The organism is Chryseobacterium caseinilyticum (assembly GCF_014837145.1).
Lineage (GTDB): Bacteria > Bacteroidota > Bacteroidia > Flavobacteriales > Weeksellaceae > Chryseobacterium > Chryseobacterium caseinilyticum.
This window is the reverse complement of sequence record NZ_JACYFS010000006.1, coordinates 155,990-180,560: the sequence shown is the minus strand read 5'-3', so window position 1 is coordinate 180,560 and position 24,571 is coordinate 155,990. Positions and strand designations below refer to the sequence as shown.

General features: G+C 36.6%; 25 protein-coding genes. 21 read left to right on the top strand and 4 right to left on the bottom strand.

Annotated elements, in window-relative coordinates; all coding sequences use genetic code 11:
- The first annotated feature begins 53 nt into the window (after window positions 1-53).
- From IC610_RS16540 to proC, 3 genes are all read left to right on the top strand, one after another.
- A complete protein-coding gene (locus IC610_RS16540; RefSeq protein WP_191737827.1) occupies window positions 54-719 on the top strand; it encodes a DUF4290 domain-containing protein in 666 nt (221 codons plus the stop codon).
- Entirely contained in the window at window positions 719-2,026 is a 1,308-nt protein-coding gene (murA, locus tag IC610_RS16535; RefSeq protein ID WP_191737826.1) for a UDP-N-acetylglucosamine 1-carboxyvinyltransferase, read from the top strand. The genes IC610_RS16540 and murA overlap by 1 nt, the downstream gene beginning before the upstream one ends.
- Window positions 2,027-2,157: 131 nt before the next feature.
- Window positions 2,158-2,961 carry a pyrroline-5-carboxylate reductase gene (gene proC, locus IC610_RS16530; RefSeq protein ID WP_191737825.1) on the top strand — a complete coding sequence of 268 codons (804 nt, stop codon included), beginning with the start codon at window positions 2,158-2,160 and terminating at the stop codon, window positions 2,959-2,961.
- Here the strand turns inward: proC and IC610_RS16525 are convergent.
- The gene (locus tag IC610_RS16525) at window positions 2,942-3,364 is read right to left on the bottom strand and encodes a VanZ family protein (protein WP_191737824.1); all 423 of its coding nucleotides are present in this window, start codon (window positions 3,362-3,364) and stop codon (window positions 2,942-2,944) included. The two genes, proC and IC610_RS16525, sit on opposite strands and share 20 nt — an antisense overlap.
- A gap of 55 nt (window positions 3,365-3,419) precedes the next feature.
- Here IC610_RS16525 and lnt point away from each other — a divergent pair, with 55 nt between their 5' ends.
- From lnt to IC610_RS16495, 6 genes are all read left to right on the top strand, one after another.
- Window positions 3,420-5,060 carry an apolipoprotein N-acyltransferase gene (lnt, locus tag IC610_RS16520; protein ID WP_191737823.1) on the top strand — a complete coding sequence of 547 codons (1,641 nt, stop codon included), beginning with the start codon at window positions 3,420-3,422 and terminating at the stop codon, window positions 5,058-5,060.
- A gap of 121 nt (window positions 5,061-5,181) precedes the next feature.
- Entirely contained in the window at window positions 5,182-5,424 is a 243-nt protein-coding gene (gene rpmB, locus IC610_RS16515) for a 50S ribosomal protein L28 (protein ID WP_034760742.1), read from the top strand.
- Window positions 5,425-5,427: 3 nt separating this feature from the next.
- Window positions 5,428-5,610: a 50S ribosomal protein L33 gene (gene rpmG / locus IC610_RS16510; protein ID WP_027373683.1), complete on the top strand. Its 183-nt coding sequence runs from the start codon at window positions 5,428-5,430 to the stop codon at window positions 5,608-5,610.
- Between the two features lie 19 nt (window positions 5,611-5,629).
- Window positions 5,630-5,782 carry a DUF4295 domain-containing protein gene (locus IC610_RS16505; protein ID WP_065399141.1) on the top strand — a complete coding sequence of 51 codons (153 nt, stop codon included), beginning with the start codon at window positions 5,630-5,632 and terminating at the stop codon, window positions 5,780-5,782.
- A gap of 185 nt (window positions 5,783-5,967) precedes the next feature.
- Entirely contained in the window at window positions 5,968-6,921 is a 954-nt protein-coding gene (gene ftsY / locus IC610_RS16500; RefSeq protein ID WP_191737822.1) for a signal recognition particle-docking protein FtsY, read from the top strand.
- Window positions 6,922-6,970: 49 nt separating this feature from the next.
- Window positions 6,971-7,231: a GlsB/YeaQ/YmgE family stress response membrane protein gene (locus tag IC610_RS16495; RefSeq protein ID WP_056084481.1), complete on the top strand. Its 261-nt coding sequence runs from the start codon at window positions 6,971-6,973 to the stop codon at window positions 7,229-7,231.
- A gap of 71 nt (window positions 7,232-7,302) precedes the next feature.
- On the opposite strand, the gene sppA is transcribed toward IC610_RS16495, so the two are convergent.
- Complete coding sequence (gene sppA, locus IC610_RS16490) at window positions 7,303-9,057, bottom strand: signal peptide peptidase SppA (RefSeq protein WP_191737821.1); 1,755 nt, start codon at window positions 9,055-9,057, stop codon at window positions 7,303-7,305.
- 19 nt (window positions 9,058-9,076) lie between these two features.
- On the opposite strand from sppA, the gene folK reads away from it, so the two are divergent.
- The 5 genes from folK to fmt all read left to right on the top strand — a co-directional run bounded on the left by folK (window position 9,077) and on the right by fmt (window position 15,186).
- Window positions 9,077-9,505 (top strand): 2-amino-4-hydroxy-6-hydroxymethyldihydropteridine diphosphokinase, encoded by a 429-nt coding sequence (gene folK / locus IC610_RS16485; protein WP_191737820.1) that lies wholly within the window; start codon window positions 9,077-9,079, stop codon window positions 9,503-9,505.
- A gap of 10 nt (window positions 9,506-9,515) precedes the next feature.
- Window positions 9,516-10,613 carry an outer membrane beta-barrel protein gene (locus IC610_RS16480; protein ID WP_191737819.1) on the top strand — a complete coding sequence of 366 codons (1,098 nt, stop codon included), beginning with the start codon at window positions 9,516-9,518 and terminating at the stop codon, window positions 10,611-10,613.
- A gap of 71 nt (window positions 10,614-10,684) precedes the next feature.
- Window positions 10,685-12,145 (top strand): OmpA family protein, encoded by a 1,461-nt coding sequence (locus IC610_RS16475; RefSeq protein WP_191737818.1) that lies wholly within the window; start codon window positions 10,685-10,687, stop codon window positions 12,143-12,145.
- A 78-nt stretch (window positions 12,146-12,223) separates the two neighbouring features.
- Complete coding sequence (locus IC610_RS16470; protein ID WP_191737817.1) at window positions 12,224-14,125, top strand: RecQ family ATP-dependent DNA helicase; 1,902 nt, start codon at window positions 12,224-12,226, stop codon at window positions 14,123-14,125.
- Window positions 14,126-14,238: 113 nt separating this feature from the next.
- Entirely contained in the window at window positions 14,239-15,186 is a 948-nt protein-coding gene (gene fmt, locus IC610_RS16465) for a methionyl-tRNA formyltransferase (RefSeq protein ID WP_191737816.1), read from the top strand.
- 120 nt (window positions 15,187-15,306) lie between these two features.
- Here fmt and ribB read toward each other — a convergent pair whose 3' ends face one another.
- Together ribB and IC610_RS16455 are read right to left on the bottom strand one after the other, a co-directional pair.
- A complete protein-coding gene (ribB, locus tag IC610_RS16460; RefSeq protein ID WP_191737815.1) occupies window positions 15,307-16,428 on the bottom strand; it encodes a 3,4-dihydroxy-2-butanone-4-phosphate synthase in 1,122 nt (373 codons plus the stop codon).
- Window positions 16,429-16,770: 342 nt separating this feature from the next.
- The gene (locus IC610_RS16455; RefSeq protein WP_191737814.1) at window positions 16,771-17,772 is read right to left on the bottom strand and encodes an LLM class flavin-dependent oxidoreductase; all 1,002 of its coding nucleotides are present in this window, start codon (window positions 17,770-17,772) and stop codon (window positions 16,771-16,773) included.
- 297 nt (window positions 17,773-18,069) lie between these two features.
- On the opposite strand from IC610_RS16455, the gene IC610_RS16450 reads away from it, so the two are divergent.
- The 7 genes from IC610_RS16450 (at window position 18,070) to pyrF (ending at window position 24,553) form a co-directional block, all read left to right on the top strand.
- Window positions 18,070-18,621 (top strand): YMGG-like glycine zipper-containing protein, encoded by a 552-nt coding sequence (locus tag IC610_RS16450; RefSeq protein WP_056084457.1) that lies wholly within the window; start codon window positions 18,070-18,072, stop codon window positions 18,619-18,621.
- A 69-nt stretch (window positions 18,622-18,690) separates the two neighbouring features.
- Window positions 18,691-20,334 (top strand): LIC_10190 family membrane protein, encoded by a 1,644-nt coding sequence (locus IC610_RS16445; RefSeq protein WP_228462954.1) that lies wholly within the window; start codon window positions 18,691-18,693, stop codon window positions 20,332-20,334.
- A 42-nt stretch (window positions 20,335-20,376) separates the two neighbouring features.
- Window positions 20,377-21,447 carry a chorismate synthase gene (aroC, locus tag IC610_RS16440; RefSeq protein ID WP_191737813.1) on the top strand — a complete coding sequence of 357 codons (1,071 nt, stop codon included), beginning with the start codon at window positions 20,377-20,379 and terminating at the stop codon, window positions 21,445-21,447.
- Between the two features lie 11 nt (window positions 21,448-21,458).
- A complete protein-coding gene (locus tag IC610_RS16435; protein WP_191737812.1) occupies window positions 21,459-22,022 on the top strand; it encodes a thioredoxin family protein in 564 nt (187 codons plus the stop codon).
- Window positions 22,023-22,037: 15 nt separating this feature from the next.
- Complete coding sequence (locus tag IC610_RS16430) at window positions 22,038-22,577, top strand: TlpA family protein disulfide reductase (protein WP_056084448.1); 540 nt, start codon at window positions 22,038-22,040, stop codon at window positions 22,575-22,577.
- Window positions 22,578-22,720: 143 nt separating this feature from the next.
- Window positions 22,721-23,062 (top strand): YkvA family protein, encoded by a 342-nt coding sequence (locus tag IC610_RS16425; protein ID WP_056084443.1) that lies wholly within the window; start codon window positions 22,721-22,723, stop codon window positions 23,060-23,062.
- 132 nt (window positions 23,063-23,194) lie between these two features.
- The gene (pyrF, locus tag IC610_RS16420; RefSeq protein WP_191737811.1) at window positions 23,195-24,553 is read left to right on the top strand and encodes an orotidine-5'-phosphate decarboxylase; all 1,359 of its coding nucleotides are present in this window, start codon (window positions 23,195-23,197) and stop codon (window positions 24,551-24,553) included.
- The last annotated feature ends 18 nt before the right edge of the window (window positions 24,554-24,571 follow it).

Genomic DNA, 24,571 nt, shown 5'->3' with positions numbered 1-24,571 from the left:
AACTTTAAAGATTTTCTGAACATTTTTTTTATTAATCCATATATTTGCAAACTATGGAATACAATACCCAAAAAACTCAGCTACTTTTGCCGGAATATGGCAGAATCATACAACAGTTGGTTGAGCGTTGCAAAGAGCTTCCTACAAAAGAAGAACGAAGCGAAATGGCAATGGCAATCATTGATTTTATGGGGCAGAGAAATCCTCACTTAAGAGACGAAGAAAACTATAAACATAAACTTTGGGATCATCTTTACATTCTGGCAGATTATAATCTGGATGCAGATTCTCCCTACCCTTTTCCTACAAGAGAAGATCTTGCGGAAAAACCTCAGAGAATGGAATATCCTAAACTTCAGGGAGATTTCAAATTTTACGGAAAAAGCATTCTTCAGCTTATCGAAAAAGCAATAGAACTGGAGCCTGGCGACGAAAAAGAAGCCCTGATCGAAGTGATTGCCAACAATATGAAGAAGTCGTACAATGTTTATAACAAAGAGCACGTAACGGATGATGTGATTTTCCGTCATTTAAAAGAACTGTCAAAAAACAGACTTGATTTAACAAATATTGAATCTCTTGAAAAAAGCAAAATCTATTACGCAACTGCCAATAGAAACAATGCTAACAAGAATAACAACAGAAATCAGGGGAATTCTAATACTAACGTCAACAAAAGAAGATTTACAAACAACAATAATAACAAGAACAGAAGGTAATGAGCGGGACTTTTCAGATAAGAGGAGGAAAAAGACTACAGGGAGAAATCACTCCACAAGGGGCAAAAAATGAGGCGCTCCAAATTTTGTGTGCAGTTTTATTAACAGATGAAGAGGTAAGAATCAAAAACATTCCCGACATTCATGATGTAAACAGACTTATTGAGATTTTAGGTGATTTTGGAGTGAAAGTCTCTAAAAATGCTCACGGAGATTACACTTTTAAGGCAGATAATGTCAATTTTGATTATATTAAATCCAACGAATTCAAAAAAGACGGTGCCAAACTGAGAGGTTCAATTATGTTGATGGGACCAATGCTTGCCCGTTATGGTGAAGCTTATATGCCAACTCCTGGCGGTGACAAAATCGGAAGAAGAAGACTGGATACGCACTTTCAGGGTTTAGTGGAACTTGGTGCGGAATTTAACTACGATGAAGAAGAATATTTCTATTCATTAAAAGCAAAAGAGCTGAACGGAAAATTCATTCTTCTGGAAGAAGCTTCTGTAACCGGAACAGCAAATATTGTGATGGCGGCGGCTCTAGCCAAAGGAAAAACCAGAATTTACAACGCAGCGTGTGAACCATACCTTCAGCAACTTTGTAAAATGCTGAACAGGATGGGTGCCAACATTTCAGGTATCGGTTCAAATTTACTGACGATTGAAGGAGTAACTCACCTGAACGGAACCGAGCACACGATGTTACCTGATATGGTAGAAATCGGTTCGTGGATTGGTCTTGCAGCCATGACGAAATCTGAAATCACCATTAAAAACGTAAACTGGAACCAACTCGGCGTTATTCCAAATACATTCAGAAAATTAGGAATTCAGCTTGAACAGAGCGGTGACGATATTTACATTCCTTCTCAGGAACATTATAAGATTCAGAAATTTATTGACGGATCTATTCTTACTGTTTCAGATGCGCCGTGGCCGGGCTTTACTCCGGATCTGCTTTCCATTATTCTGGTGGTGGCAACTCAGGCAAAAGGAAGTTTATTGGTACATCAGAAAATGTTTGAATCGAGACTGTTTTTCGTTGATAAATTAATCGATATGGGCGCTCAGATTATCCTTTGCGATCCTCACCGAGCAACAGTTATCGGTTTAAATCAGGAATCTCCGTTGAGAGGAACAACCATGGTTTCGCCAGATATCAGAGCCGGAAATGCACTTCTTATTGCAGCACTTTCTGCTGAAGGAAAGTCAATCATCCACAATATCGAGCAAATCGATAGAGGTTATGAAAACATCGATGGCAGATTAAAAGCTATTGGTGCTGATATTGAGAGAATTTAATTGAGTCGGAAGTGGGAAGATGGAAGTTTAAAACTAAATTTTTATTATTACTCATTACCAATTACTCATTACTTATACAAAACGCTTGGAAAACCTAAGCGTTTTTATGTTTAAAACAAAAACACACAACTATGAAAATTGCTATTATCGGAGCCGGAAATATGGGTCTGTCTTTCTCAAAATCATTTTTAAAGTACGAACTAATAAAACCGGAAGACCTTCATCTGATTACCCGAAATCAAAATAAAATCAACAAAATAAAAGAAGAATTTCCAAAGTCTCAAATTTCCATTTTTGAAACTGTTGATGAAATAAATGCAGATTTAATTATCATTGCCGTAAAACCTCAGGATTTCCAGCATGCAGCGGAGAATTTTAAATTTAATTTAAATGAAAACCAAATGGTTCTTTCCATCATGGCAGGAATTAAAATCGAAAAAATCCAAAGATTACTCAACCATAAAATGGTGGTAAGAGCTATGCCCAACTCGCCTACACTTTTAGGAATGGGAATCACAGGTTATACTGCTGCAGATGGCATTTCATTCAGTCAGTTAATTAATATTGAAAGATTCCTCAACTCGACCGGAAGATCAGTTTATCTGGAAAATGAAGAGCTTCTGGATGGTGTTACAGCCCTTTCAGGAAGTGGCCCGGCGTATTTTTATTATATCGTTGACGCCATGATCAAGGCGGGAACAGAAATGGGAATTGATGAAAATTTATCTAAACTCTTTGTAAAACAAACCATGCTCGGCGCTTATCACCTTATTAATAATTCCGATAAAAATCTTGAAGAACTCATCAAAGACGTTGCATCAAAAGGCGGAACAACGGAAGCTGCTTTGAAGACTTTTAATGAAAAAGATTTAAAGGAAATTTTAAAGCAAGGAATTTTAAATGCTGAAAAACGCGCTAAAGAACTAAATGGGTAAATTTTTTTTCCATAAACCTGCGAATCTGAAATCCGACAAAAACACCGAAACTGTTTAAAAGAATATCATCAATCTCGAAAATTCCGAGACGGGTAAAATACTGCATTCCTTCAACAATAAAAATGGAGGAAATAAATGCATACATTAAACTTTTAAGATCCGTCAGTTTCGGAAAAACCCAGCCCAGAAAACCAAAAGGAATAAACATCAGAACATTTCCCAGAACGATTCTCACAATATCCCACCAGCGGATTGTATTTTCAATAAAGCTCAGCGTAGAATATACCGGTTCAATCCTGATGACATTTTCATCAAACTGAAATCTGCCCATCCCCAGAAACATCAGATAAAGCAGAAATAATGTGTACGGAAAAATAGTAATTTGATAAAACTTCTTTAACATCTGCGGCAAAGATATTCATTTCAAAAAGACTAAATTTGCGTATTAAATATTTTTAATGAAACATTTACTTCTCACGCTTATTGCGGCGATGCTGCTCTCGGTTTCATGGCCTACTTACGGCGTTCCTTTCTTTATATTTATTGCTCTGGTTCCACTTTTGGTGATGGAACACGATATTTCAAAATTTTCAAAATACAGAAGAAAAAGCTGGGTGGTTTTCGGATTAACTTATATCTGTTTTGTCATCTGGAACGTAGTGACCACAGGCTGGCTTTACGGCTCAAAAAATCCTGACGGAAGCCATTCAATGATGGCGGTTCTTTTTCCGGTTCTGATCAATTCATTACTGTATTCACTCGTTTTTCAATGTTATCACTGGTATAAAAATGCGCAGGGAACGTATTGGGGGCTGGCATTTTTCGTGAGCATCTGGATGAGTTTTGAGAAATTTCACCTCAATTGGGAACTCACCTGGCCTTGGCTGAACTTAGGAAATTCTTTTTCAGAACATCCGAAACTAATTCAGTGGTACGACACACTTGGAGCCACAGGAGGAAGTTTCTGGATTCTGATTATCAATATTTTTATTTTCTATACCATCAGAATCTGGCAGGCAGGCCGTAAAAGAAAAAGTTTAATCATTAATTCATCTGTGATTGCTTTACTGATCGCTGTTCCGATGATTATTTCTATTTCGAAGTATAATAATTTTGATGAAAAACCTATCGGCGAAGTAAATGTTTTGATGCTTCAGCCTGAACTTGATCCGTACAATGAAAAATACCAGAAAGACAGCATTACCATTCAGAATGAACTCTTAGGTCTTGCCGAAGAACATTCCACCACAAAAATCGATTATTATATTGCTCCTGAAACCGCTATTCCGGGGCGGGGTTCGATTTCGGAAACCGCTTTTGAAAAGAGTCAACTATTAAATACTGTAAAATCATTTTTAACCAAACATCCAAAATCTGTTTTTGCATCAGGAATTTCTTCACATAAATATTATTTAAATTCAGAAAATCTTCCGAAAGAAGCCTACCAAACCAGTTCAGGAGCCTGGGTTGAAAGTTACAATTCGGCAGTACAGATTATTCCTAACCAAAAAGTGGAAGTCTATCACAAGGGAAAACTGGTTCCCGGTGTGGAAATATTCCCGTATATGAGTTATTTAAAGCCACTTTTGGGAGATGCAATGATTAACCTGGGAGGAACAGTAGCTTCTTTGGGAATAGACAAAGAACGGGTCGCATTTTCGAACCCTTATAACAAAGGGAAAATGGCTCCGATCATCTGCTACGAAAGCATTTACGGTGAATTTGTAACGGATTATGTAAAAAAGGGCGCCAACTTTTTTGCCATTATGACCAACGATTCCTGGTGGGGCGTTACGGAAGGGCACAGACAGCTTCTTTCTTATGCGAGAATGCGTTCTATTGAAACGAGAAGAGAGATTGCCAGAGCTGCCAACAGCGGAATTTCGGCGCATATCAATGCTTTGGGAGAGATTGAAGAAGACACTCTGTATGGCGACAAAACAGCATTGTTTGCGAAAATTAAACTGTATGAAGGCGAAACTTTTTATACCCGAACCGGAGATTTTATCTCAAGAGTCTGCATGTTTGCATTTGGGTTTTTATTGTTTTATTTAATTTTCAATCGGATTAAAACAAAAATGGATTCTAAAAAGGCTTAGGCTAAGATTTAAAGAAAGTTGTGATAAAAATTTAACAAATAATTTAATAAAAATTTGTCTGTCTAAAAAATAATCCGTTATTTTGCAACCTCAAATATTATACAAATAAGAACATCGAGATATGTCAAGAATTTGCCAGATAACAGGAAAGCGTGCAATGGTTGGTAACAACGTTTCCCACGCTAATAACAAAACGAAGCGTCGTTTTGAAATTAACTTATTGGAAAAGAAATTTTACCTTCCAGAGCAAGACAAGCACGTTACGCTGAAAGTTTCAGCTCATGGATTGAGAATCATTAACAAGATTGGAATTGAAGAGGCTATCGAAAGAGGCATCAGAGAAGGATTGATTAAAAAGAACTAAATCATGGCAAAAAAAGGAAACAGAGTTCAAGTAATTCTTGAATGTACAGAGCACAAAGAAAGCGGTATGCCAGGAATGTCAAGATACATTTCTACAAAAAACAAAAAGAACACTACAGAAAGATTGGAATTGAAAAAATACAATCCGGTTCTTAAGAGATCTACCCTTCACAAAGAAATCAAGTAATTTATAAATATAATTTACCATGGCAAAGAAAGTAGTAGCAACCCTACAAAGCGGACAGTCTAAAAAAATGACTAAAGTGGTGAAAATGGTGAAGTCTTCTAAATCAGGAGCTTACGTTTTCGAAGAGAAAGTAATGAACGCAGACGAAGTAGACGGTTTTTTGAAAAAATAATCACTTCGGTCTATCGAAATACAAAAACTATCCGGTTTTCGGGTAGTTTTTTTGTTATATTTGCTTTTCTAAGCCGGGTGCCGGATGTTGGGTGCCGGATGTCTACAAACATAAAATTTTATTTTGCAAACATCAAGATTCCAACATCCAGCTTCCGACATAATTAAAATTCCGCATTCATAAAAATGAGCTGGTTTAAAAATATTTTTAAAAAAGAAGAAAAAGAAACTCTTGACAAAGGTTTGGAAAAATCAAGTCAGGGCTTTTTCGAAAAAATGACGAAAGCCGTTGTCGGCAAAAGCAAAGTTGATGATGAAGTTCTCGATAATCTTGAGGAGATCCTAATCGCATCAGACGTAGGTGCTTCTACTACAATCAAAATCATCGGCAGAATTGAAGAGCGTGTTGCCAGAGACAAATACGTAAGTGTAGGCGAGCTCGACAAAATTTTACGTGACGAAATATCCAGCCTTTTACTGGAAAATCCACATAAGGGTACAGGAAATATTGATACCTCAAAAAAACCTTATGTCATCATGGTCGTGGGTGTAAACGGTGTCGGAAAAACTACAACGATTGGAAAACTTGCTCATCAGTTTAAATCTGAAGGTAAAAAAGTAGTTCTGGGTGCTGCAGATACCTTCCGTGCTGCAGCAGTTGATCAGTTGGTGATCTGGAGCGAAAGAGTGGGCGTACCGATCGTAAAACAGGAAATGGGATCAGATCCTGCTTCCGTTGCTTTTGACACTGTACAGAGTGCCGTAGCTCAGGATGCAGACGTGGTGATCATCGATACGGCAGGGCGACTTCATAACAAAATCAATTTAATGAACGAACTTTCTAAAATTAAGAGAGTGATGCAGAAAGTAATTCCTGATGCGCCACACGAGATTTTATTGGTTTTGGACGGTTCCACAGGTCAGAATGCTTTTGAGCAGGCAAAACAGTTTACTGCTGCTACAGAAGTGAATGCTTTGGCAGTCACCAAATTAGACGGAACAGCAAAAGGAGGCGTAGTGATCGGAATTTCAGATCAGTTTCAGATTCCTGTAAAATACATCGGCGTCGGCGAGAAAATGCACGACCTTCAGCTTTTTAATGGTACAGAGTTTGTAGATTCATTTTTCAAGAAGAGATAATTGATATCTTTCTGAACAAACACTATTAATAACATTAAAAAATTATTTTATGGGATTCATTACCTGGATTATCTTCGGGCTTTTAGCCGGAGCAATCGCTAAACTGATCATGCCTGGTAAACAAGGCGGCGGATGGCTTATCACTATCATTTTAGGAATCGTTGGTGCCTTTATCGGAGGTTTAATCGGCGTTTACGTTTTACATTGGGGAGATGTAGATTCTTTCTGGAATTTCAGAAGTTGGTTCCTTGCAATTGGTGGAGCAATCATTGTAATATGGATCTACGAAATGTTGACCAGAAAACGTTAATAACTATTCAATAAAAAAATAAATCCGGCATCTGAAATTCTGATGCCGGATTTTTTATGAAACAATATAATTTAGTCTATTCTGATCTGGAAAGGCATTTCCATTTTCACTTCAGATTTCAGCTTTTTATCTGTGAGCTGCATCAGAATCTCATAGTTTGATTTGCCGATTTTATTCTTCAGTACTCTTGCAGAAATATCGTCCTCATTCATTCCATCAAAAATCTGCTCGAAAGCAGTTTTCTCTTCAGGATAAGATTTTACTCTGTAATCTTTAAGATTTGCTTTGGCTGCGGCAAATTTCACGGCATCATTTAAAGATCCCAATTCATCTACAAGTCCGATTTCCTTGGCTCTTGTTCCGCTCCAGACTCTTCCGCCACCAACGGCATCAATCTGTTCGAAAGATTTCTTCCTGTTTTGAGTTACAAAATGCACAAATCTTTTGTAGGTACCTTCCACACTTTTTGTAATCATCGCAACACCGTGCGGACTTAAACCATTTAATGATGAATAATAAGCTGAATTGGCATTGGTCGCTACAATATCTGAGCGTACTCCATTTTTATTGGCGATTTCTTTAAAGTAAGGCAAAACTCCAAAAACACCAATAGAGCCGGTTAAGGTGTTCGGTTGGGAATAAATTTTATCCGCAGCCATTGCAATATAATAACCACCTGAAGCAGCATAATCACCGAATGAAACAATGAGTGGTTTCTTCTTTTTCAACTGCTGAAGTTCAAATAAAATCTCATCTGATGCATTAGCACTTCCTCCGGGAGAGTTAATTCTCAGAACTACCGCTTTCACTTTTTTATCTTCCTGAAGATCTTTGATATATTTTAAATATTTTTCAGAATAAATTTCATTGTATTCATCCCCGCTGTTGATTGAACCTGAGGCATAAAGTACTGCTACCCTGTCGCCAGATTTTTCTTCATTTTTGAATGAATCCACATATTTACTGAGGGAAATTTTTGACAGCTTATCTTTTTCTTTAAGGCTTAGTTTTGATCTTAGTATCTGATCATATTCTGTTTTTTGAATAAGTTTGTCAGCCAGTTTAAACTTTACACTCTCTTCCGGAATCATTCCATATAAGCTGTCTACAACAGTTTTGAATTGTGGTAGTTCAATCTTTCTTGAAGCTGCAATTTTTGAAGAAGTGCTGTTCCAGATATCATTCAAAAGTGTACTGAGCTGTTCCTTATTTTCAGGTGAAATTTCATTAGCTATAAACGGCTCAACAGCAGATTTAAACTTACCGTGCCGTATTACTTCAATTCCGATCCCGTACTTTTCAGCAAATTCTTTAAAGAAAGTCACTTCAGTAGACAGACCTTTCAGCTCGATACCACCTGAAGGATTAAGATAATACTGATCTGCTACAGAACCTAGATAATATGAAGACTGCGAAACCGTATTTCCGTAAGCGTAGACAAATTTTCCGCTCTTTTTAAAATCAGATATGGCCGCACGCAAATCGTCAATCTGGGTAATACCTGCACTAAGATCATCTGCTTCTATACTGATACCTTTAATGTTTTTATCATCCTTTGCTTTCCTGATTGCCTCTACAGCATCGTAAATAAGAATCTCTTTACTCTTATTGCTAAATGCGAAAACATCTTTTTGTACTTCTGTCGGGCTGTCTATAATCTCAGTTTTAAGATTAATAGTAAGTACCGAATTCTTCTTTACTTCTACAGACGAGCTCTCGCTGGCAGAACCCACAACAATCATTACAATAAAAAAGACGAAAAACAGGCAACATAAAATGACTACAGCCACTATATTTGCCAGAACATTTTTAAAGAAACTCTTCATAAATAATAACTTTTCCGATATGTCGCATCATAATGCCATTTTGTTACTGGGAAGTAACATTGGGAATCAAAAAAAAAATCTCGAAATTGCTTTTGAAAGCATTACCGATAAAAACATCGTTATATTACATAAAAGTAAATTTTTGTATTCTGAACCCGTGGAATTTGTCAGTTCCAATAATTTTTGTAATATTGCACTACGTATCGAAACAGATTTATCACCAATTCAGCTTCTTAACAGTTTAAAAGAAATAGAAATAAGTATGGGAAGGTTGGTAGATTCGGGTAATACCCGAAACTATTCAGACAGGGTGATGGATATTGATATTGTAAGTTATGATAATTTAGTTTTCTTGAGTAAAAGATTGGAGATCCCTCACTACAGACATCTTTACGAAAGAGAATTTTCCAGATTATTATTAGATAGTTTATTTTTAAACAGAACATAAAACATATTGTATGAAATTAGGTTTATTATTGTTGGCTGCACTTCCTATAGCTACTTACGCACAGGACAGTATTGCAATTAGTCATTCACACGAATATCCTAACACTTTTTCTTCGGGCTCTGCCAATGTGCAGACATTCACCAATACCAGTCGTAAATTTAACGATTGGTCTGTTTCAGTTGGTGGAGGTCCTGCATTCATGACATTTGCAGATGTAAAGTCATTTTACGGAGATAAAGTAAACTGGGGATGGAATGCTTATGCAAGTATTGATAAGCAAATTAACCACACCTTTGGAATTGATTTACAGTACCAAATGGGAGAAACAAAGCAACAGGCAGAATTGGCTACAAATCCAGCTGCAGGTATCGCTAATGCATGGACGAAGTACAAGCAGGTTTCATTATTAGGAGATATTAACTTTTCAAATCTATTGAGAAGAGTTGATAACAAATCACCTTACAGATGGGCACTTCACGGTTATTTAGGAGGAGGTATCATGGCTTTCAAAACGGAGCTTATTGATAACGATGCTTCAAGATGGAGCAATAACCCACCAAGAATCCCAATCAGAAACGACCAGAAATTTGAATTTTCTTCATTCTTCTACCAGGCAGCATTAGGTTTGAAATACAACGTATCAAAACTTGTAGATCTTGAAGCTAGAGTAATCTATATCAACAGTATGGATGAAGAATTTGATGGTGGTGGAGAAGGCAGATCACTCGATACACCTACAGGTGACAGAATAAACTATAACCTGATTAATGATACCTATTCAGACGGAGCGATGAGCTTTACTTTAGGTCTTTCATTTAAATTAGGTAAGCATAGTACACATCTTGCATGGCATGATCCTTTACAGGAAGTTTATGGCCGTATTTATGACCTTGAAAACACTGCAACTGAATTGGTTGTATGCGAAAAAGGAGATATGGATAACGATGGTGTATGCGACGACTGGGACAGACAACTTGATACTCCTGCAGGTGCAAGAGTCGATGGTGCTGGTGTAGCATTAGATATGGATCTTGACGGAGTTATTGATCTTTATGATAAATGTGTAACTGTAGCAGGACCACAAGAAAATAACGGTTGTCCTAAATAAAAACATCATTTACTTAGTTAAAATAATAACTGAAATGATCAAATCAAGTAATAACAAATAAAAAATACACTATGAAATTAAGTTTAGCAATTGTTGCATTTGCTTTAGCGATCCCGACACTAAACTTTGCACAGGACTCTACAGCTGTAAGTTCTGCTCAGCAATATCCAAATACATTTTCGTCCGGTTCTGCAAATGTTTCAAAATTTACTCAAGAGTCTAAAAGATTCAATGATTGGTCTATTTCTGCCGGAGTAGGCGTTCCCATGATTCAGTCTGCCGACCTTACTTCTATTAAGAATGGTAACGGTAAAAACCTTTTTGGTTACTCAATGTATGTAAGTGTTAATAAAGCAATTACACATGCGTTCGGTTTAAATTTACAGTACGACAGAGGTGAAACAAGACAAGGATGGTTCAACACAAAAGACGCTGCTCCTTCTGATGCTTCTGTTTACCAAAGAGTAGGTGCAAGAACTCAATACAACATGATCTCAATCTTAGGAGATGTTAATATATCAAATCTTCTTAGAAGAGTTGATAACAAATCTCCTTACAGATGGGCTCTTCACGGATATGGAGGTATAGGTACTTTTGGTTACAAGGCTTTTCAAAAGGATGAAAAAGGTCAGAGATTAGCTACTGAAGTTAAACCTTTCAACCTTACCAATTTATTTGCCCAGGCAGGTGCTGGTTTGAAATACAAAATCAACAGAAGACTGGATGTTGAAGGAAGATTAATGTATGTATATACAGGAGATGATGAGTTTGATGGTGGAGGTGCACAATACAGTGATATCAACAAGAGAGAAGATCAAATCTCTGATAATTTCTTTAATGCAACACTTGGTTTAACTTTAAAACTTGGTAAGCACGAATCTCACTTGATGTGGCATGACCCGTTGCAGGAAATCTACTGGAAACTTGATGTTTTAGCTGAGAAAAACCAGGAAGTTGAAGTTTGCAAAAAAGGTGACTTAGATAATGATGGAGTTTGTGACGATTGGGACAGAGAATTGAATACTCCGGCTGGTGCAAGAGTAGACGGTGCTGGTGTTGCTTTAGATGCAGACCTTGACGGTGTAATTGATCTTTACGATCAGTGTGTAACTGTTCCTGGTCCGGTTGAAAACAACGGTTGTCCTACTACACCCGTAGTTGATCCAGGTACAGTAAAAGAAGAAGAAAAGATGCTAGATGGAATCGAATTTGATTTCAATTCAGATAGAATCCTTCCAAATAATACTCCTATTCTTAACAATGCTGTAAGCTATATCAATTCTTCAACTGGTGTTTACACTGTAATCGGAGCTACTGATACCAAAGGTACTGACGAGTATAACCAAAAGCTTTCTGAAAGAAGAGCGAACAGTGTGAAAAACTACCTGATTAAAAACGGTGTTGGTAAAGAAAAAATCAACGCAGTTGGTAGAGGTGAAAAAGACCTTAAATATCCAGAATGTGAGCCAGCTGAAAAATGCCCTGAGTGGAAAAACAGAGCAAACAGAAGAGTTTACTTCGAAGCTAAATAATAAAATTTCTTATTATAAAATTTAAAGTCACGCCATGCGTGACTTTTTTTGTTTCAATACTTTCCTTACATTTACTTTATGATTTCCGCACAAGATTATAATGATTTAAAAAATAAAACCCTTAAACATTTTTGGGGACATGATCAATTCAGAGATGCTCAGGAACAGATCATTGATTCTGTGATGAACAGAAATGACACTTTGGTTCTGCTTCCCACAGGTGCCGGGAAATCATTATGTTACCAGCTTCCGGCTCTATTGAATGAAGGAACTTGTCTTGTAATTTCTCCTTTGTTGGCATTGATGAAAGATCAGGTCAATCAATTAAAATTCAGAGGGATTGAGGCGGAATATTTAAGTTCCGAACTGGATGAATTCGACGCGGAAGTTATTTACAACAGATGCAAAGAAGGTTTAACAAAACTACTATATGTTTCCCCTGAAAGACTGACCAACAAACTCTTCATTCAGCAGATGGAAGAAATTCAGTTATCGTTCATCGCGGTGGATGAAGCACATTGTATTTCAGAATGGGGACAGGATTTCAGACCAAGTTATCAGAATATAAAGGATTTCAGAAGAAATAATCCTGAAATTACATGTCTCGCTTTAACAGCTACGGCAACTCCGAAAGTTTTGGACGAAATAAAATCTAAACTGGAACTTAAAAATCCTGAGGTATTTCAGAAAAGTTTCAGAAGAGATAATATTAAAGTTTTTTCTGAAGAAATTTCAGATAAATATTCAAAGGTTTTCAATATTCTTAAATACGCTAAAGAATCAGGAATTATCTATGTGCGGACCCGAAAGGACGCGGAACTCCTTACTGAATATCTTCACAGAAATAAAATTCAGAATGTAGATTATTTTCATGCCGGGCTGACAACTAAAGAAAAGAATGAAAGACAGAATTTTTGGAACAATAGTGATCAAAATGTCTTAATTTCCACCAACGCTTTCGGGATGGGGATTGACAAAGATAATGTACGTTTCGTTATTCACTTCTCCCCTTCTCAATCGATTGAAAATTATTATCAGGAAATTGGCCGTGCGGGAAGAGACGGTAAAAAAAGTTATGCTTTCATGCTTTGGAACCAGCAGGAAATTTCAAATTTTGATCAGATTTTAAGAAATCAAATTCCCAATAAAGCAGAGTTTTTAAAAATTATAAGTTTTTTATACTCAAAATTTCAGGTAGCAGAATTTGAACTTCCGGAAAAAGTTTTTCAGTTAAATATCGCCGGAATTCAGAATTTCACTAAACTTTCAAATACAAAAATTAAAAATGTTCTTAATTTTCTTCACACTCAGGAAATTATTTACCATAACAGCAATAAAAGTCTGTCATCTCTTGAGTTGATGATTAAACCTGATGAAATCGATCAGCTTCCGGCTAAAGATGCTTATTTTATTGAATTAATGCTCAGAAGCATCTCTGGGATTACAACGCACAAAGTGATGTTCAGTGAACAGAGAGTGAGCGATAAAATTGGTGTAAGCATCCACCTGATCAAAGAAAGGTTGAAAGAACTTCAGCAAAAAAATTATCTGGAATATATTGACGGTGCTTTAGCTTCGGTAAAATTTTTGAAACCCCGTGATGAAAGGTCAAACGCCGGAACTTACTGGAAACTTTTTGAGCATATTCAGAAAAATAAAATCCAGAAATGGGAGGAAATGAAATTCTTTATTGAGGATAATCAATATTGTAAAATGAAACTGATTCTCTCGTACTTTGGTGAAAAAAACACTAAAAACTGCGGACAATGTACGGTTTGTGAGAAAAACAGACAATCTATTTTTGGAAAAAATGTTTCATCAGAAATCTTAAAGGTTTTAAGTAAAAAATCTGCGACGATTGAAGAAATTTCGGTTCAGTTACAGTTTCAGACCAAAGAAAATATTTTGGAAAATTTAATATTTCTTTTGGATTCCGGAAAAGTGAAGATGCTGAACTTCAGAACGTATGCTTTGACTTAAATTATAGGTAATAAGTAATGTGTAATTGGTAATTTTAAGTAAGGCCTCAACTCAAAACAAAAATCACTGCCTTGAATTTCTGAGTAATCATTCAAGAGTTTTATCTTTGCACCATGAAATCATTGAAAGTCGTTTTTTTAGGCACACCAGAGTTTGCAAAGACCTCACTGGAAGCCATTCATCAATCTCATCACGAAGTTGTAGGTGTTGTAACGGTTGCGGATAAAGCAAGTGGTCGCGGACAGAAAATCAATCAGTCTCCTGTAAAAATTTTTGCTGTGGAAAATAATATTCCCGTTTTGCAACCTGAAAAATTAAGAAATCCAGAATTTTTAGAAGAATTAAAAAAATTAGATGCTGATGTTTTCGTAGTCGTTGCTTTCAGAATGATGCCTAAAGTTTTGTTTGAAATGCCTGAAATGGGAACTTTCAACCTTCACGCTTCCCTACTTCCTGATTACAGAGGAGCTGCTCCAATTAATTATGCAGTCATTAACGGAGAAAAAAAAACGGGTGCCACAACATTTTTTATCAATGAAAAAATAGATGAAGGAAACATTTTATTACAGGAAGAAATTCCGGTCTTAGAAAACGAAAATGCCGGTCATCTTCACGACAGATTGATGGAAATGGGCTCAAAATTAGTTGTAAAAACTTTGAACGGATTGGCAGAAAACTCAATTATTGAAAAGCCTCAACCCGAAGTTAAACATCCGAAAAATGCTTACAAAATCTTCAAGGAAGACACCAAAATTGACTGGACAAAAACTTCGAAAGAAGTTCATCAGTTTGTTTTAGGAATGTCACCTTATCCTGCAGCTTTTACCACAATAAAAATCGGTGAAGAAGAAAAAGGACTAAAAATTTATAATGGAAAATTTGAAAATTCAGATCACGGAAAACCTGTCGAAAGTTTAGAAATTTCTAAAAATGAATTTAAAATCTATACTCAGGATGGAATTTATTATCCTCTGGAACTTCAGCTGGAAGGAAAGAAAAGAATGAATGTCAAAGATTTTCTGAACGGATTCAGAAATTTCGAAGAAATAAAAATGGCTTGAGTTGATCAAGCCATTTTTATTCTTCGAAGTTAATTGTCAAATGTGAATTAGCTACGCTGTCAATTTAATCATTTTGAAAAATTCACTTGCGAAGCAAAATTGACAATTCACAATTCATTTTTAAAGTTGAACCATCTCCGTCACCTCAACATCATAACCACCAACCTGAGGTTTTACATCAGGATTTTGAGTAATTACTCTAAATTTATTGATTCCTAAATTCTTTAAGATCTGAGTTCCGATTCCGTAATCTCTGTAATTGAATGCAGCCGTCGGATGTTTTTGCTGTCCATCCTGATAATTTAAGAACTGCTGTAATTTTCTTAAAGTATTCTCAGAATTAGAAACGTTGTTAATGAAAATAATCGCTCCTTTTCCAGCGTCATTAATCATTGAAGTTACTTTTTCCAACTGTGGTTTTTCACCGTTATTCAGTCTGGTCAAAACATCAAAGTAAGAATCTGAAGACTGAACTCTTACCAAAACAGGCTCATCAACTGTCCAAGTTCCTTTTGTTAAAGCAAAGTGAATCTGATCATTTGAAGTTTCTCTGAAAGCGCAGAAATGAAAATCACCGTACGCAGTTTTCACCTCCCTTTCCTCAATTCTCTCAATTAAGTTTCCTTTTTTAAGCTGATAATGAATCAGATCTTCGATGGAAACAATTTTCATATCATGTTTCTGAGCAAAAACCTGAAGATCCGGCAAACGCGACATAGAACCGTCTTCGTTCATGATTTCACAGATTACGCCACCTTCTTTCAGACCTGCCAGACAAGTTAAGTCGATTGCAGCTTCAGTGTGACCGGCTCTTTTCAGGACACCACCTTTTCTTGCACGTAACGGAAAAATGTGGCCCGGACGCATGAAATCTGTAGGTTTAGATTTTTCATCCATCAGAGCTAAAATCGTTTTGGCTCTGTCTCCTGCAGAAATTCCTGTAGAAGTTCCGTCACCTAAAAGGTCTACAGAAACGGTAAAAGCGGTTTCTTTAGGATCGCTGCTTCGGCTAACCATTACGTCAAGACCAAGCTCGTCACATCTTTTTTCAGGAAGCGGCATGCAGATTAAACCTCTTCCGTGAACTGCCATAAAATTGATCAACGCAGGTGTTGTAAGCTCGGCAGCACAAAGAAAATCACCTTCATTCTCTCTGTCTTCATCGTCTACCACTATGATTATTTTACCATTTTTAAGGTCTTCAATCGCCTCTGGAATAGTATTTAATTTAATATCTGACATTTTTACTTTGAATTTTCGCAAAGATACTCAATAAAATAAGCATCAACAATTATTAACTGTGGTTTATAATTTCTTTAATCTACAATAAGACTTTGACACATTAGTCACATTAGTTTAGTTGTAAATATTGAAAACATTTTAGAACACATAAGATTTGAAAATCGAAGATTTTCATTAATGACAATTGTAACAGGCTAGCCTTTAATATTAAGAAGAAATTACTTTAATTCTGTAATCTCACAAACCGAATTTAATTACTCCTGCCCAAAAAATCTTTGATTTTTCCTCTAATGCGCTCTAAAATATTTTCAAACCTGAGAAAAACTCTCTGTGACTTATGTGTTAACCAGCCAAAGAGTTTTTCGCTCTTCTAATGATTTCATAAGATTCCAATCGTTTCTGATGGTCGTAGATGTGAGAATTAATCATCAGTTCATCCACCTGATATTTTTCCTGAAAGTTTTTGATCTGCTCTGCAATTTCATTCTGGTTTCCAATAAAACTGAATTTTAATTTCTGTAAAACCATTGATTTTTCCATGGCTGACCAGATGGCATCCATATCTTCAACCGGCGCAGGAAAAGGCTTTCTGTCGTTTCTGATAATATTAATAAACGCCTGAAATAAAGTCGTGGAAAGGAAATGTGCTTCCTCAGAAGTTTCAGCCGCAACACCGTTTACACAAGCCAAAACAAAAGGTTTATCCAAATATTTCGAAGGTTCGAAATGTTCCCTGTAAATTTTAAAAGCCGTACCCATCTGTTCGGGAGCAAAATGTCCTGCAAAAGCATACGGAAGTCCGAGTTCTGCCGCCAGCCAGGCGCTGTCTGTACTCGAACCGAGAATATACATCGGAATATCCAAACCTTCTCCGGGAATCGCACGCACCAAAGCATTTGAATTTTCCGCTGAAAAATATTTTTGTAATTCTAAAATCTGTCTCGGAAACTGTTCATTGATGATCGCAGGATTTCTTCCCAAAGCCTGAGCGGTCAAACCATCGGTTCCCGGAGCCCTTCCCACACCGAGATCAATTCTTCCGGGAAAAAGTGATTCCAGTGTTCCAAACTGTTCGGCAATGACGAGCGAGCTGTGATTGGGAAGCATAATTCCGCCTGATCCAACTCTTATTTTTTTTGTTCCGTTGGCGATGTAACCGATCAGTACAGAAGTTGCAGAACTGGCAATGCTTTCCATATTGTGATGTTCGGCAAGCCAGAATCTTTTATAATTTAAATTTTCAGCAAAGTTGGCCAAGGAGAGACTGTCCTGAAAAGTATCGTGAATAGTTTTCCCCAGTTTTACCGGAGCCAAATCAAGCACTGATATATCAAAATGTTTCATTAAAATTTATTTGTACAGCAAATTTAAAATTAATAAAATTCATTAGTTACTTTTTGTAATTGATGGAATTGATTGGTATCGTGTGGCAAAAACTATGAAAAATAAAAGCTAGATATATTTCCAGGATAATATACTCTAACAATATTTCAGATCAATAATTTTTGTTTAAATGTCCCTGAAAGACACGTAATTATGATACCACATTTTACTTTAACATTTTTTAACTTTCGTTTGGCTTCATAATTGAAATTATGCTGATATAAACATTCAAATGATTTTGAATATAAAATTTGCGTTATGAAAAAGATTATAATTTCAGGTTTGTTATCAGTTTTCTTGTTCACAGCCTGTAAAAAAGATGATAAAATTGCCGAGCAAACTCTTGAACAGCAAAAACTTGAGTTCCAGGCCAGACAGTTGGATATAGAAAAGCAGAAGCTAGCTATTGAAAAAGAAAGAATGGCTTATGAGGCTCAAAAAAGAACCGACAGTCTTGCAGAAATTGAAAAACAGGAAGCAGCAGTAGCTGCTGCGGCGGCTGCAAAACCTCAGGTAATCAGAGAAACACGTACAATTTACAGAAACAGTCCATCCTCAGGATCTTCTTCAGGAGCAGTAGCCAGCAATGGTTCCGGTACTTCTTCACAGGGTACAACTCAGAAAAAAGGAATGAGTAAAGCGGCAAAAGGTACAATTATTGGTACCGTAGGTGGAGCTGCAGCAGGTGCCATCATCAGTAAGAAAAACAGAGGTCTTGGTGCTGTAATCGGCGGTGTAGTCGGTGGTGCAACAGGTTATACCATTGGTAGATCCGGAGACAGAAAAGACGGTCGTGTACAGCCAAGATAATAATACCTACCAAACACTTTTATATATTTTTTTAACTAAAGATTGCTTATTTTTAAGCAATCTTTTTTTATGCTTTTACTAATTTTATCCCTAATTCTTCTTCTACCTACGCTGATTGGATGGGGTTTGATTGCCGAGAAATCTTTTCGCTTCAATTTAACAGAAGGTATTTCAGGACTAATTTTATCGGGAATACTGTTTTTAAGTTTGATTTTAACTGTAGGTGCATTTTTTTTTGGCATCAATGTTTATGTTGAAGCAATCATTTTGTGTATCGGACTGTTATATTTTTTTAAAGAAAAATTTTATCAGAAACTATCTACTTTTTTTAAAAATGCAGGTTGGGCTTTTTATGCATCAGCAATCATTTGTGTTACCTGCGCCAGCTTCTATCCTTTCATTTTAGATCATTTTGGATATTACATTCCTACGATCAGGTGGCTCTCTGAGTTTGGTTTGATTAAAGGAATATCAAATTTAGATCTTACGCTTGGGCAAATGTCGGCATGGCATCTTTTCCAAACGGGATTTTCACATATTTCCGATCCTTTTTTGAGAATTAATTTATTGGTTACAGTCACTTATCTTATCTACATTTTCGAAAATAAAAACTGGGTTCATCTGGCATTTTTTCCAGTATTTTTATTTTTCCTCCAATCACCAAGCCCAGATCTGCCTGCGTACATTTTTTCACTTATTGTGGTTTATGAAATCTTTGCCAAACCCAAGATTAATTCAGGGTTTTTAGCTTTCAGCATTTATATTTTCAGTATTAAACCAACAATGATCTGGCTTCCTGTTTTTGTATTTTTAATTATGATTTTGAGGAAAAAAATGTCTTTGAAAATATTACTTTCAGGCACGCTTATTTTCAGTCTTTTCATCATCAAAAACATCTGGACTTTTGGCTATCCCTTTTTTCCGCTTACCATTTTCGATTTAAATATTCCATGGAAACCTAATCCTGAAATGATGAGACAAAGCTCGGAATATGCGCTTTTAAAAACGTATGATGCACAATATTCTTCAGAACAGATAAAAAATTTCAGCTTTAAGGAAAAGATCACCAACTGGCTTTTTATTTCCGGAATTAAATCAGTCTTTAACGTAGGATTGATCATTTCCCTTATTTTCTACGGAGTTTTTGCTTTTATTAAAAAAGAAAAAAAACATTATATCTTATTGGGTTCGTTACTGTTAAAATCGGCTTTAATTCTCTCATTTTCTGCCCAGTACCGTTTTTTCCTTGAAGTGTTTCCGGTGATATTCATCGCATGTTTTTACAGTGTAAATATTAAAAGGTTCTCATTCATCATATTCTCCGCCGGAAGTTTAGCCACATTAAGCTTTTTGATTCATCCTCAAATCTTAAGGTACCTCATTCCCAGTTTCAGATTGGGAAATACGATGGGACAATTTAAAATATCGCAACTGTACAAACCGGCAGAATACTTTCACACTGAATATGAAAGTTTTAAAGTGGGAAATTTAAATTATCATGTTTCAAAAAAATATCCATTTAATTACGAAACGCCTGTACCGGCCATCTCAGAAGGATTTATGTTTGACTATCAAAAACTTAGAATATTTCCACAACTCAAAAACCCTGACAGTATAAGAGAAGGATTTATCTGGAAAAAAACAGACACAAAAGAACAAAATGAATTGGATAACGCTATAAAAGTCATTAAGAACAACTATCAGCAACCTTGATCCGCCTTTTCTCATCTGAATTAATTTCGGTAATTTTGTATTATGTTTAACAGCTTAGGAAATCTTCTCAGCCTTACTTCCTTTGGGGAAAGTCACGGCGCGGCCTATGGCGGAATTATCAATAATTTTCCGGCAGGCGTAGAGATCAGTTTAGAAAAAATTCAGGCCGAACTGGATCGCAGAAAGCCAGGTCAGTCTGCAATTGTAACCCAAAGAAAAGAAAGCGATACCGTAAAATTTTTATCTGGAATTTTTGAAGGAAAATCTACAGGAACACCCATCGGCTTTACCATTGAAAACGAAAATCAAAAATCAAAAGACTACGATCATTTGGCAACAGCCTATCGTCCGAGTCATGCTGATTTTACGTACGATCAAAAATTTGGAATCAGAGATTACAGAGGCGGTGGAAAATCTTCCGCGAGGGAGACCATCAATTGGGTTGTAGCAGGAGCTTTGGCAAAACAGCTGCTGCCTGAGTTTGAAATTAATGCCTACGTTTCTTCAGTAGGAGAAATTTTCTGTGAAAAACCGTATCAGGCTTTGGACTTTTCAAAAACCGAAAGCAATGAAGTCCGTTGTCCCGATGCCGAAACTGCCGAAAAAATGATTTCAAAAATTAAAGAAATTAAAAAAGAAGGCAACACCATTGGCGGAACAATTACCTGCGTTATCAAAAATGTTCCGGCAGGAATTGGCGAGCCCGTGTTTTCAAAACTTCAGGCCGAACTGGCAAAAGCCATGCTTAACATCAATGCCTGCAAGGGTTTTGAATACGGAAGCGGTTTCTGTGGTGCAAAAATGACAGGTAAAGACCACAACGATCTTTTTAACGAAGATTTTTCAACGAAATCAAATCTTTCAGGTGGAATTCAGGGCGGGATTTCAAATGGAATGGATATTTATTTCAGAGTTGCCTTTAAACCCGTTGCTACGATCCTGCAGCCTCAGGAAAGCGTCAACAAAAACGGCGAAAAAACAACAGTTGAAGGGCGCGGAAGACATGACGCGTGCGTTCTGCCTAGAGCAGTTCCCGTGGTGGAAGCTCTGGCAGCATTCGTGCTTGCCGACCTTTATCTGATTAACAAAACAAGAAACATCAACAATTTTTAATATAAATGGTAATGAAAAATTACTGGGACAATGCCATTTCTTTCGAAGAATATGTGCAAATCGCAAAGCAAAGACTTGACAATCCTGCAAACCAACAGGAAAAAGAATACAAACAGTACTACGAACTCGGATTGCAGCGCATCGACAGGACCTGGAAAAAATATATGCCGGATGGAGATCAGCTTCACACCTTAGAATCCAAAAATTTTAAAGGAAAAATTTTGATTATCTCTGAAGCGTGGTGTGGCGATGCGAGCGCAACAGTTCCTGCTTTAGTCAAGTTTTTTGACGGAAAAAATGAGGTAAAAATCTTCCTGAGAGACAGTGATAAGAGCCTGATCAATCAATTTCTGACCAACGGCACAGAATCTATTCCGAAAGTTTTAATTTTAAATGAAGACTTTAGTGTGAAAAATTCTTGGGGACCGCGCCCGAAATTCGGACATGAACTTCTGCTTAAATTTAAAGCTGATCCTGAAGCATATCCGAGAGAAACTTTTTATAATGATCTGCAGCTTTATTACTCAAAAAACAGAGGTAAAGATGCTGTTGCAGAAATCCTCGAATTACTGTAATTTAGAGAAAAAAATATGAAAAAAAATATTATTTACATAGTCATTCTGGTAGTTCTGGGCTGTATCTTTTTTATTCCCGGCCTTCAGCTAAAACTGAAAGACGCATTTTTTCCGGTTGCTGCGATTGAAAAAGCTGTACATATCGCTCCCGAAGATTATGATGTGGAACTGAAAGGAATTAATGTGGCAAGTACCAATCTTAAAAACTTCAAAGACAGACCGATGTTTCTGAATTTTTGGGGAACCTGGTGCCCACCGTGCCGTAAAGAATGGCCATCTATTCAGAAACTGTATGACGGCAGAAAAGGCCATGTGGATTTTGTGTTGATTGCCATGAATGATCAGGAAGATGCGGTCAGAAAATTTTTAAAAGAAAACAACTATACCGTTCCTGTTTATATTGCACAAAGCCCGATTTCCGAAAAACTGCTTCCAAAAGCGTTCCCGACAACATTTTTGCTGGACAAAACCGGAAGAATTATTATAAAGGAAGATGCTGCCACAGATTGGGATGCCGAAACGGTACATCAGTTCATCGATAATATTGTTAAATAACTTTGATAATTTTCCGTTGAAAAAAGTTTTTTAATATCTAATAATGTGTATTTTAGACCCCGAATTATATCTTAACACTTTTTATTATTTGCTGGTACAGAATTTGTGAATTATAAAAGTGTTGAAATAAAAACAAACACAAAATGAAATACTCTAAACTTCATCTTGCTAAAGAAGCAATTCGCCACAAAGGCTTTATCAAAAAGATTCCGGATATTTTCCGAATGGTGAAATTCTGGAGAAAGGGAATGTATCCCATGAGATCAATTGATGTAATTTTGCCCATGCTGGGTTTACTTTACGTTATTTCTCCCATAGATTTAATTCCTGATTTTATCTTTCCTGTGGTGGGCGTAATGGATGATTTGGCGATTCTGTCGCTTGCCATTCCTAAACTGATACGTGAAGTAGATAAATTTCTGATCTGGGAAGCCGAAAGAAGACTTGGCGAAACCACAATTATCGACGCTGAGATCGTAAAATAATACCTCAGGAAAGTCATTTTCTCTAAAAAAGGAAATGACTTTTTAATTTTAAAATAAATCCTCGCGAAACTCCTTAGCTGGTCGTCATTTAAAATTCAAATCCTTAAATTTGCAGAATCTAATAGAAAATTAATGGAAAGTAAGAAAGAATTCTTTTTAGAATGCTATAAGCTGGGAATCATCAAATTTGGTAGATTTACTTTAAAAAGCGGGATTGAAAGTCCGTTTTATGTAGATTTAAGACCATTGGCTTCAGACCCGAAAATCCTTAAAAACCTCGCCAATTATCTTTTGGAAATGCTTCCGCTGGATAATTTTGATTTGATTTGTGGTGTTCCTTACGCTGCACTTCCTATGGCTACGGCGATGTCTCTTGAGAGTTATATTCCATTAATTATCAAAAGAAAAGAAGCAAAAAACTACGGTACAAAAAAACTGATCGAAGGAATTTACCAGAAAGGACAAAACTGTCTTTTGGTGGAAGATGTGATCACATCCGGAAAATCTTTAATTGAAACCATTGCAGAAGTAGAAAACGAAGACCTGAAAGTGGCCGACATTGTTGTCGTTCTGGATCGCGAGCAAGGTGGAAAACAACTTTTGGAAAGCAAAGGATTTAAAGTTCACACGCTTTTCAATATCACAGAAGTTTGTACTATTCTTCAGGAAGAAGGAGAACTTTCTGATGATGAAGTGAAAAGAATTCAGGATTTTTTAAAAGGAAATCATATTCAGTTTGATGAGAAAAAGAGACTTTCTTATCAGGAAAAATTTGAAAATGCACAGCATTCCGTATCCAAAAAATTATTGGAGACAGCTTTGGCTAAAGAATCAAATCTTATCGCCTCTGCTGATGTAACGACCACTGCCGAACTTTTGGCCTTGGCTGAAAAAGTGGGACCGCACATTATTGCATTGAAAACACACATCGACATTATTTCAGATTTCGATTACGAAAAAACCATTGTTCCATTAAAAGCTTTGGCTCAAAAACACCGTTTTCTCCTAATGGAAGACCGCAAATTTGCAGACATCGGAAACACGCAGGAACTTCAGTTTACAAGCGGTGTCTTCAAAATTACTGACTGGGCAGATTTTGTAACTTCTCAGGTTATCGGAGGTTATGAATCTCTGGACTGTTTTAAAAATGTAGGTGTTGTCGCGATTGTTGGAATGTCTTCCAAAGGAACTTTAACTACGAGTGCATACCGTGAAGAAGCTCTAAAAGTGGCAGCTTCACATCCGAACGTGATAGGTGGTGTTTCGCAAAATCAGTTGCCTGACGAAATGTTGCTTTTCACGCCAGGAGTGAATTTGGCAGACTCAGGGGATGGAAAAGGACAGCAGTACAACACGCCGGAGCACGTATTTAAAACGCTTCACACAGATTTCATCATCGTAGGAAGAGGAATTTACAAATCTGAAAATCCTGAAGAAGCTGCTTTTATCTATAAAAACGAAGGCTGGGAAGCGTATCAGAAATCTTTGTAGAAATACATTTTATATCAT

Coding starts and splice junctions, on each gene's coding strand:
- murA (WP_191737826.1), top strand. CDS start 719: ATGAGCGGGACTTTTCAGATAAGAGGAGGAAAAAGACTACAGGGAGAA.
- IC610_RS16475 (WP_191737818.1), top strand. CDS start 10,685: ATGAAATTAAGTTTAGCAATTGTTGCATTTGCTTTAGCGATCCCGACA.
- rpmB (WP_034760742.1), top strand. CDS start 5,182: ATGTCAAGAATTTGCCAGATAACAGGAAAGCGTGCAATGGTTGGTAAC.
- ftsY (WP_191737822.1), top strand. CDS start 5,968: ATGAGCTGGTTTAAAAATATTTTTAAAAAAGAAGAAAAAGAAACTCTT.
- IC610_RS16525 (WP_191737824.1), bottom strand. CDS start 3,364: ATGTTAAAGAAGTTTTATCAAATTACTATTTTTCCGTACACATTATTT.
- IC610_RS16445 (WP_228462954.1), top strand. CDS start 18,691: ATGCTTTTACTAATTTTATCCCTAATTCTTCTTCTACCTACGCTGATT.
- IC610_RS16505 (WP_065399141.1), top strand. CDS start 5,630: ATGGCAAAGAAAGTAGTAGCAACCCTACAAAGCGGACAGTCTAAAAAA.
- IC610_RS16480 (WP_191737819.1), top strand. CDS start 9,516: ATGAAATTAGGTTTATTATTGTTGGCTGCACTTCCTATAGCTACTTAC.
- fmt (WP_191737816.1), top strand. CDS start 14,239: ATGAAATCATTGAAAGTCGTTTTTTTAGGCACACCAGAGTTTGCAAAG.
- ribB (WP_191737815.1), bottom strand. CDS start 16,428: ATGTCAGATATTAAATTAAATACTATTCCAGAGGCGATTGAAGACCTT.
- pyrF (WP_191737811.1), top strand. CDS start 23,195: ATGGAAAGTAAGAAAGAATTCTTTTTAGAATGCTATAAGCTGGGAATC.
- IC610_RS16455 (WP_191737814.1), bottom strand. CDS start 17,772: ATGAAACATTTTGATATATCAGTGCTTGATTTGGCTCCGGTAAAACTG.
- IC610_RS16430 (WP_056084448.1), top strand. CDS start 22,038: ATGAAAAAAAATATTATTTACATAGTCATTCTGGTAGTTCTGGGCTGT.
- rpmG (WP_027373683.1), top strand. CDS start 5,428: ATGGCAAAAAAAGGAAACAGAGTTCAAGTAATTCTTGAATGTACAGAG.
- folK (WP_191737820.1), top strand. CDS start 9,077: ATGTCGCATCATAATGCCATTTTGTTACTGGGAAGTAACATTGGGAAT.
- lnt (WP_191737823.1), top strand. CDS start 3,420: ATGAAACATTTACTTCTCACGCTTATTGCGGCGATGCTGCTCTCGGTT.
- aroC (WP_191737813.1), top strand. CDS start 20,377: ATGTTTAACAGCTTAGGAAATCTTCTCAGCCTTACTTCCTTTGGGGAA.
- IC610_RS16435 (WP_191737812.1), top strand. CDS start 21,459: ATGAAAAATTACTGGGACAATGCCATTTCTTTCGAAGAATATGTGCAA.
- IC610_RS16540 (WP_191737827.1), top strand. CDS start 54: ATGGAATACAATACCCAAAAAACTCAGCTACTTTTGCCGGAATATGGC.
- proC (WP_191737825.1), top strand. CDS start 2,158: ATGAAAATTGCTATTATCGGAGCCGGAAATATGGGTCTGTCTTTCTCA.
- IC610_RS16470 (WP_191737817.1), top strand. CDS start 12,224: ATGATTTCCGCACAAGATTATAATGATTTAAAAAATAAAACCCTTAAA.
- IC610_RS16425 (WP_056084443.1), top strand. CDS start 22,721: ATGAAATACTCTAAACTTCATCTTGCTAAAGAAGCAATTCGCCACAAA.
- IC610_RS16450 (WP_056084457.1), top strand. CDS start 18,070: ATGAAAAAGATTATAATTTCAGGTTTGTTATCAGTTTTCTTGTTCACA.
- IC610_RS16495 (WP_056084481.1), top strand. CDS start 6,971: ATGGGATTCATTACCTGGATTATCTTCGGGCTTTTAGCCGGAGCAATC.
- sppA (WP_191737821.1), bottom strand. CDS start 9,057: ATGAAGAGTTTCTTTAAAAATGTTCTGGCAAATATAGTGGCTGTAGTC.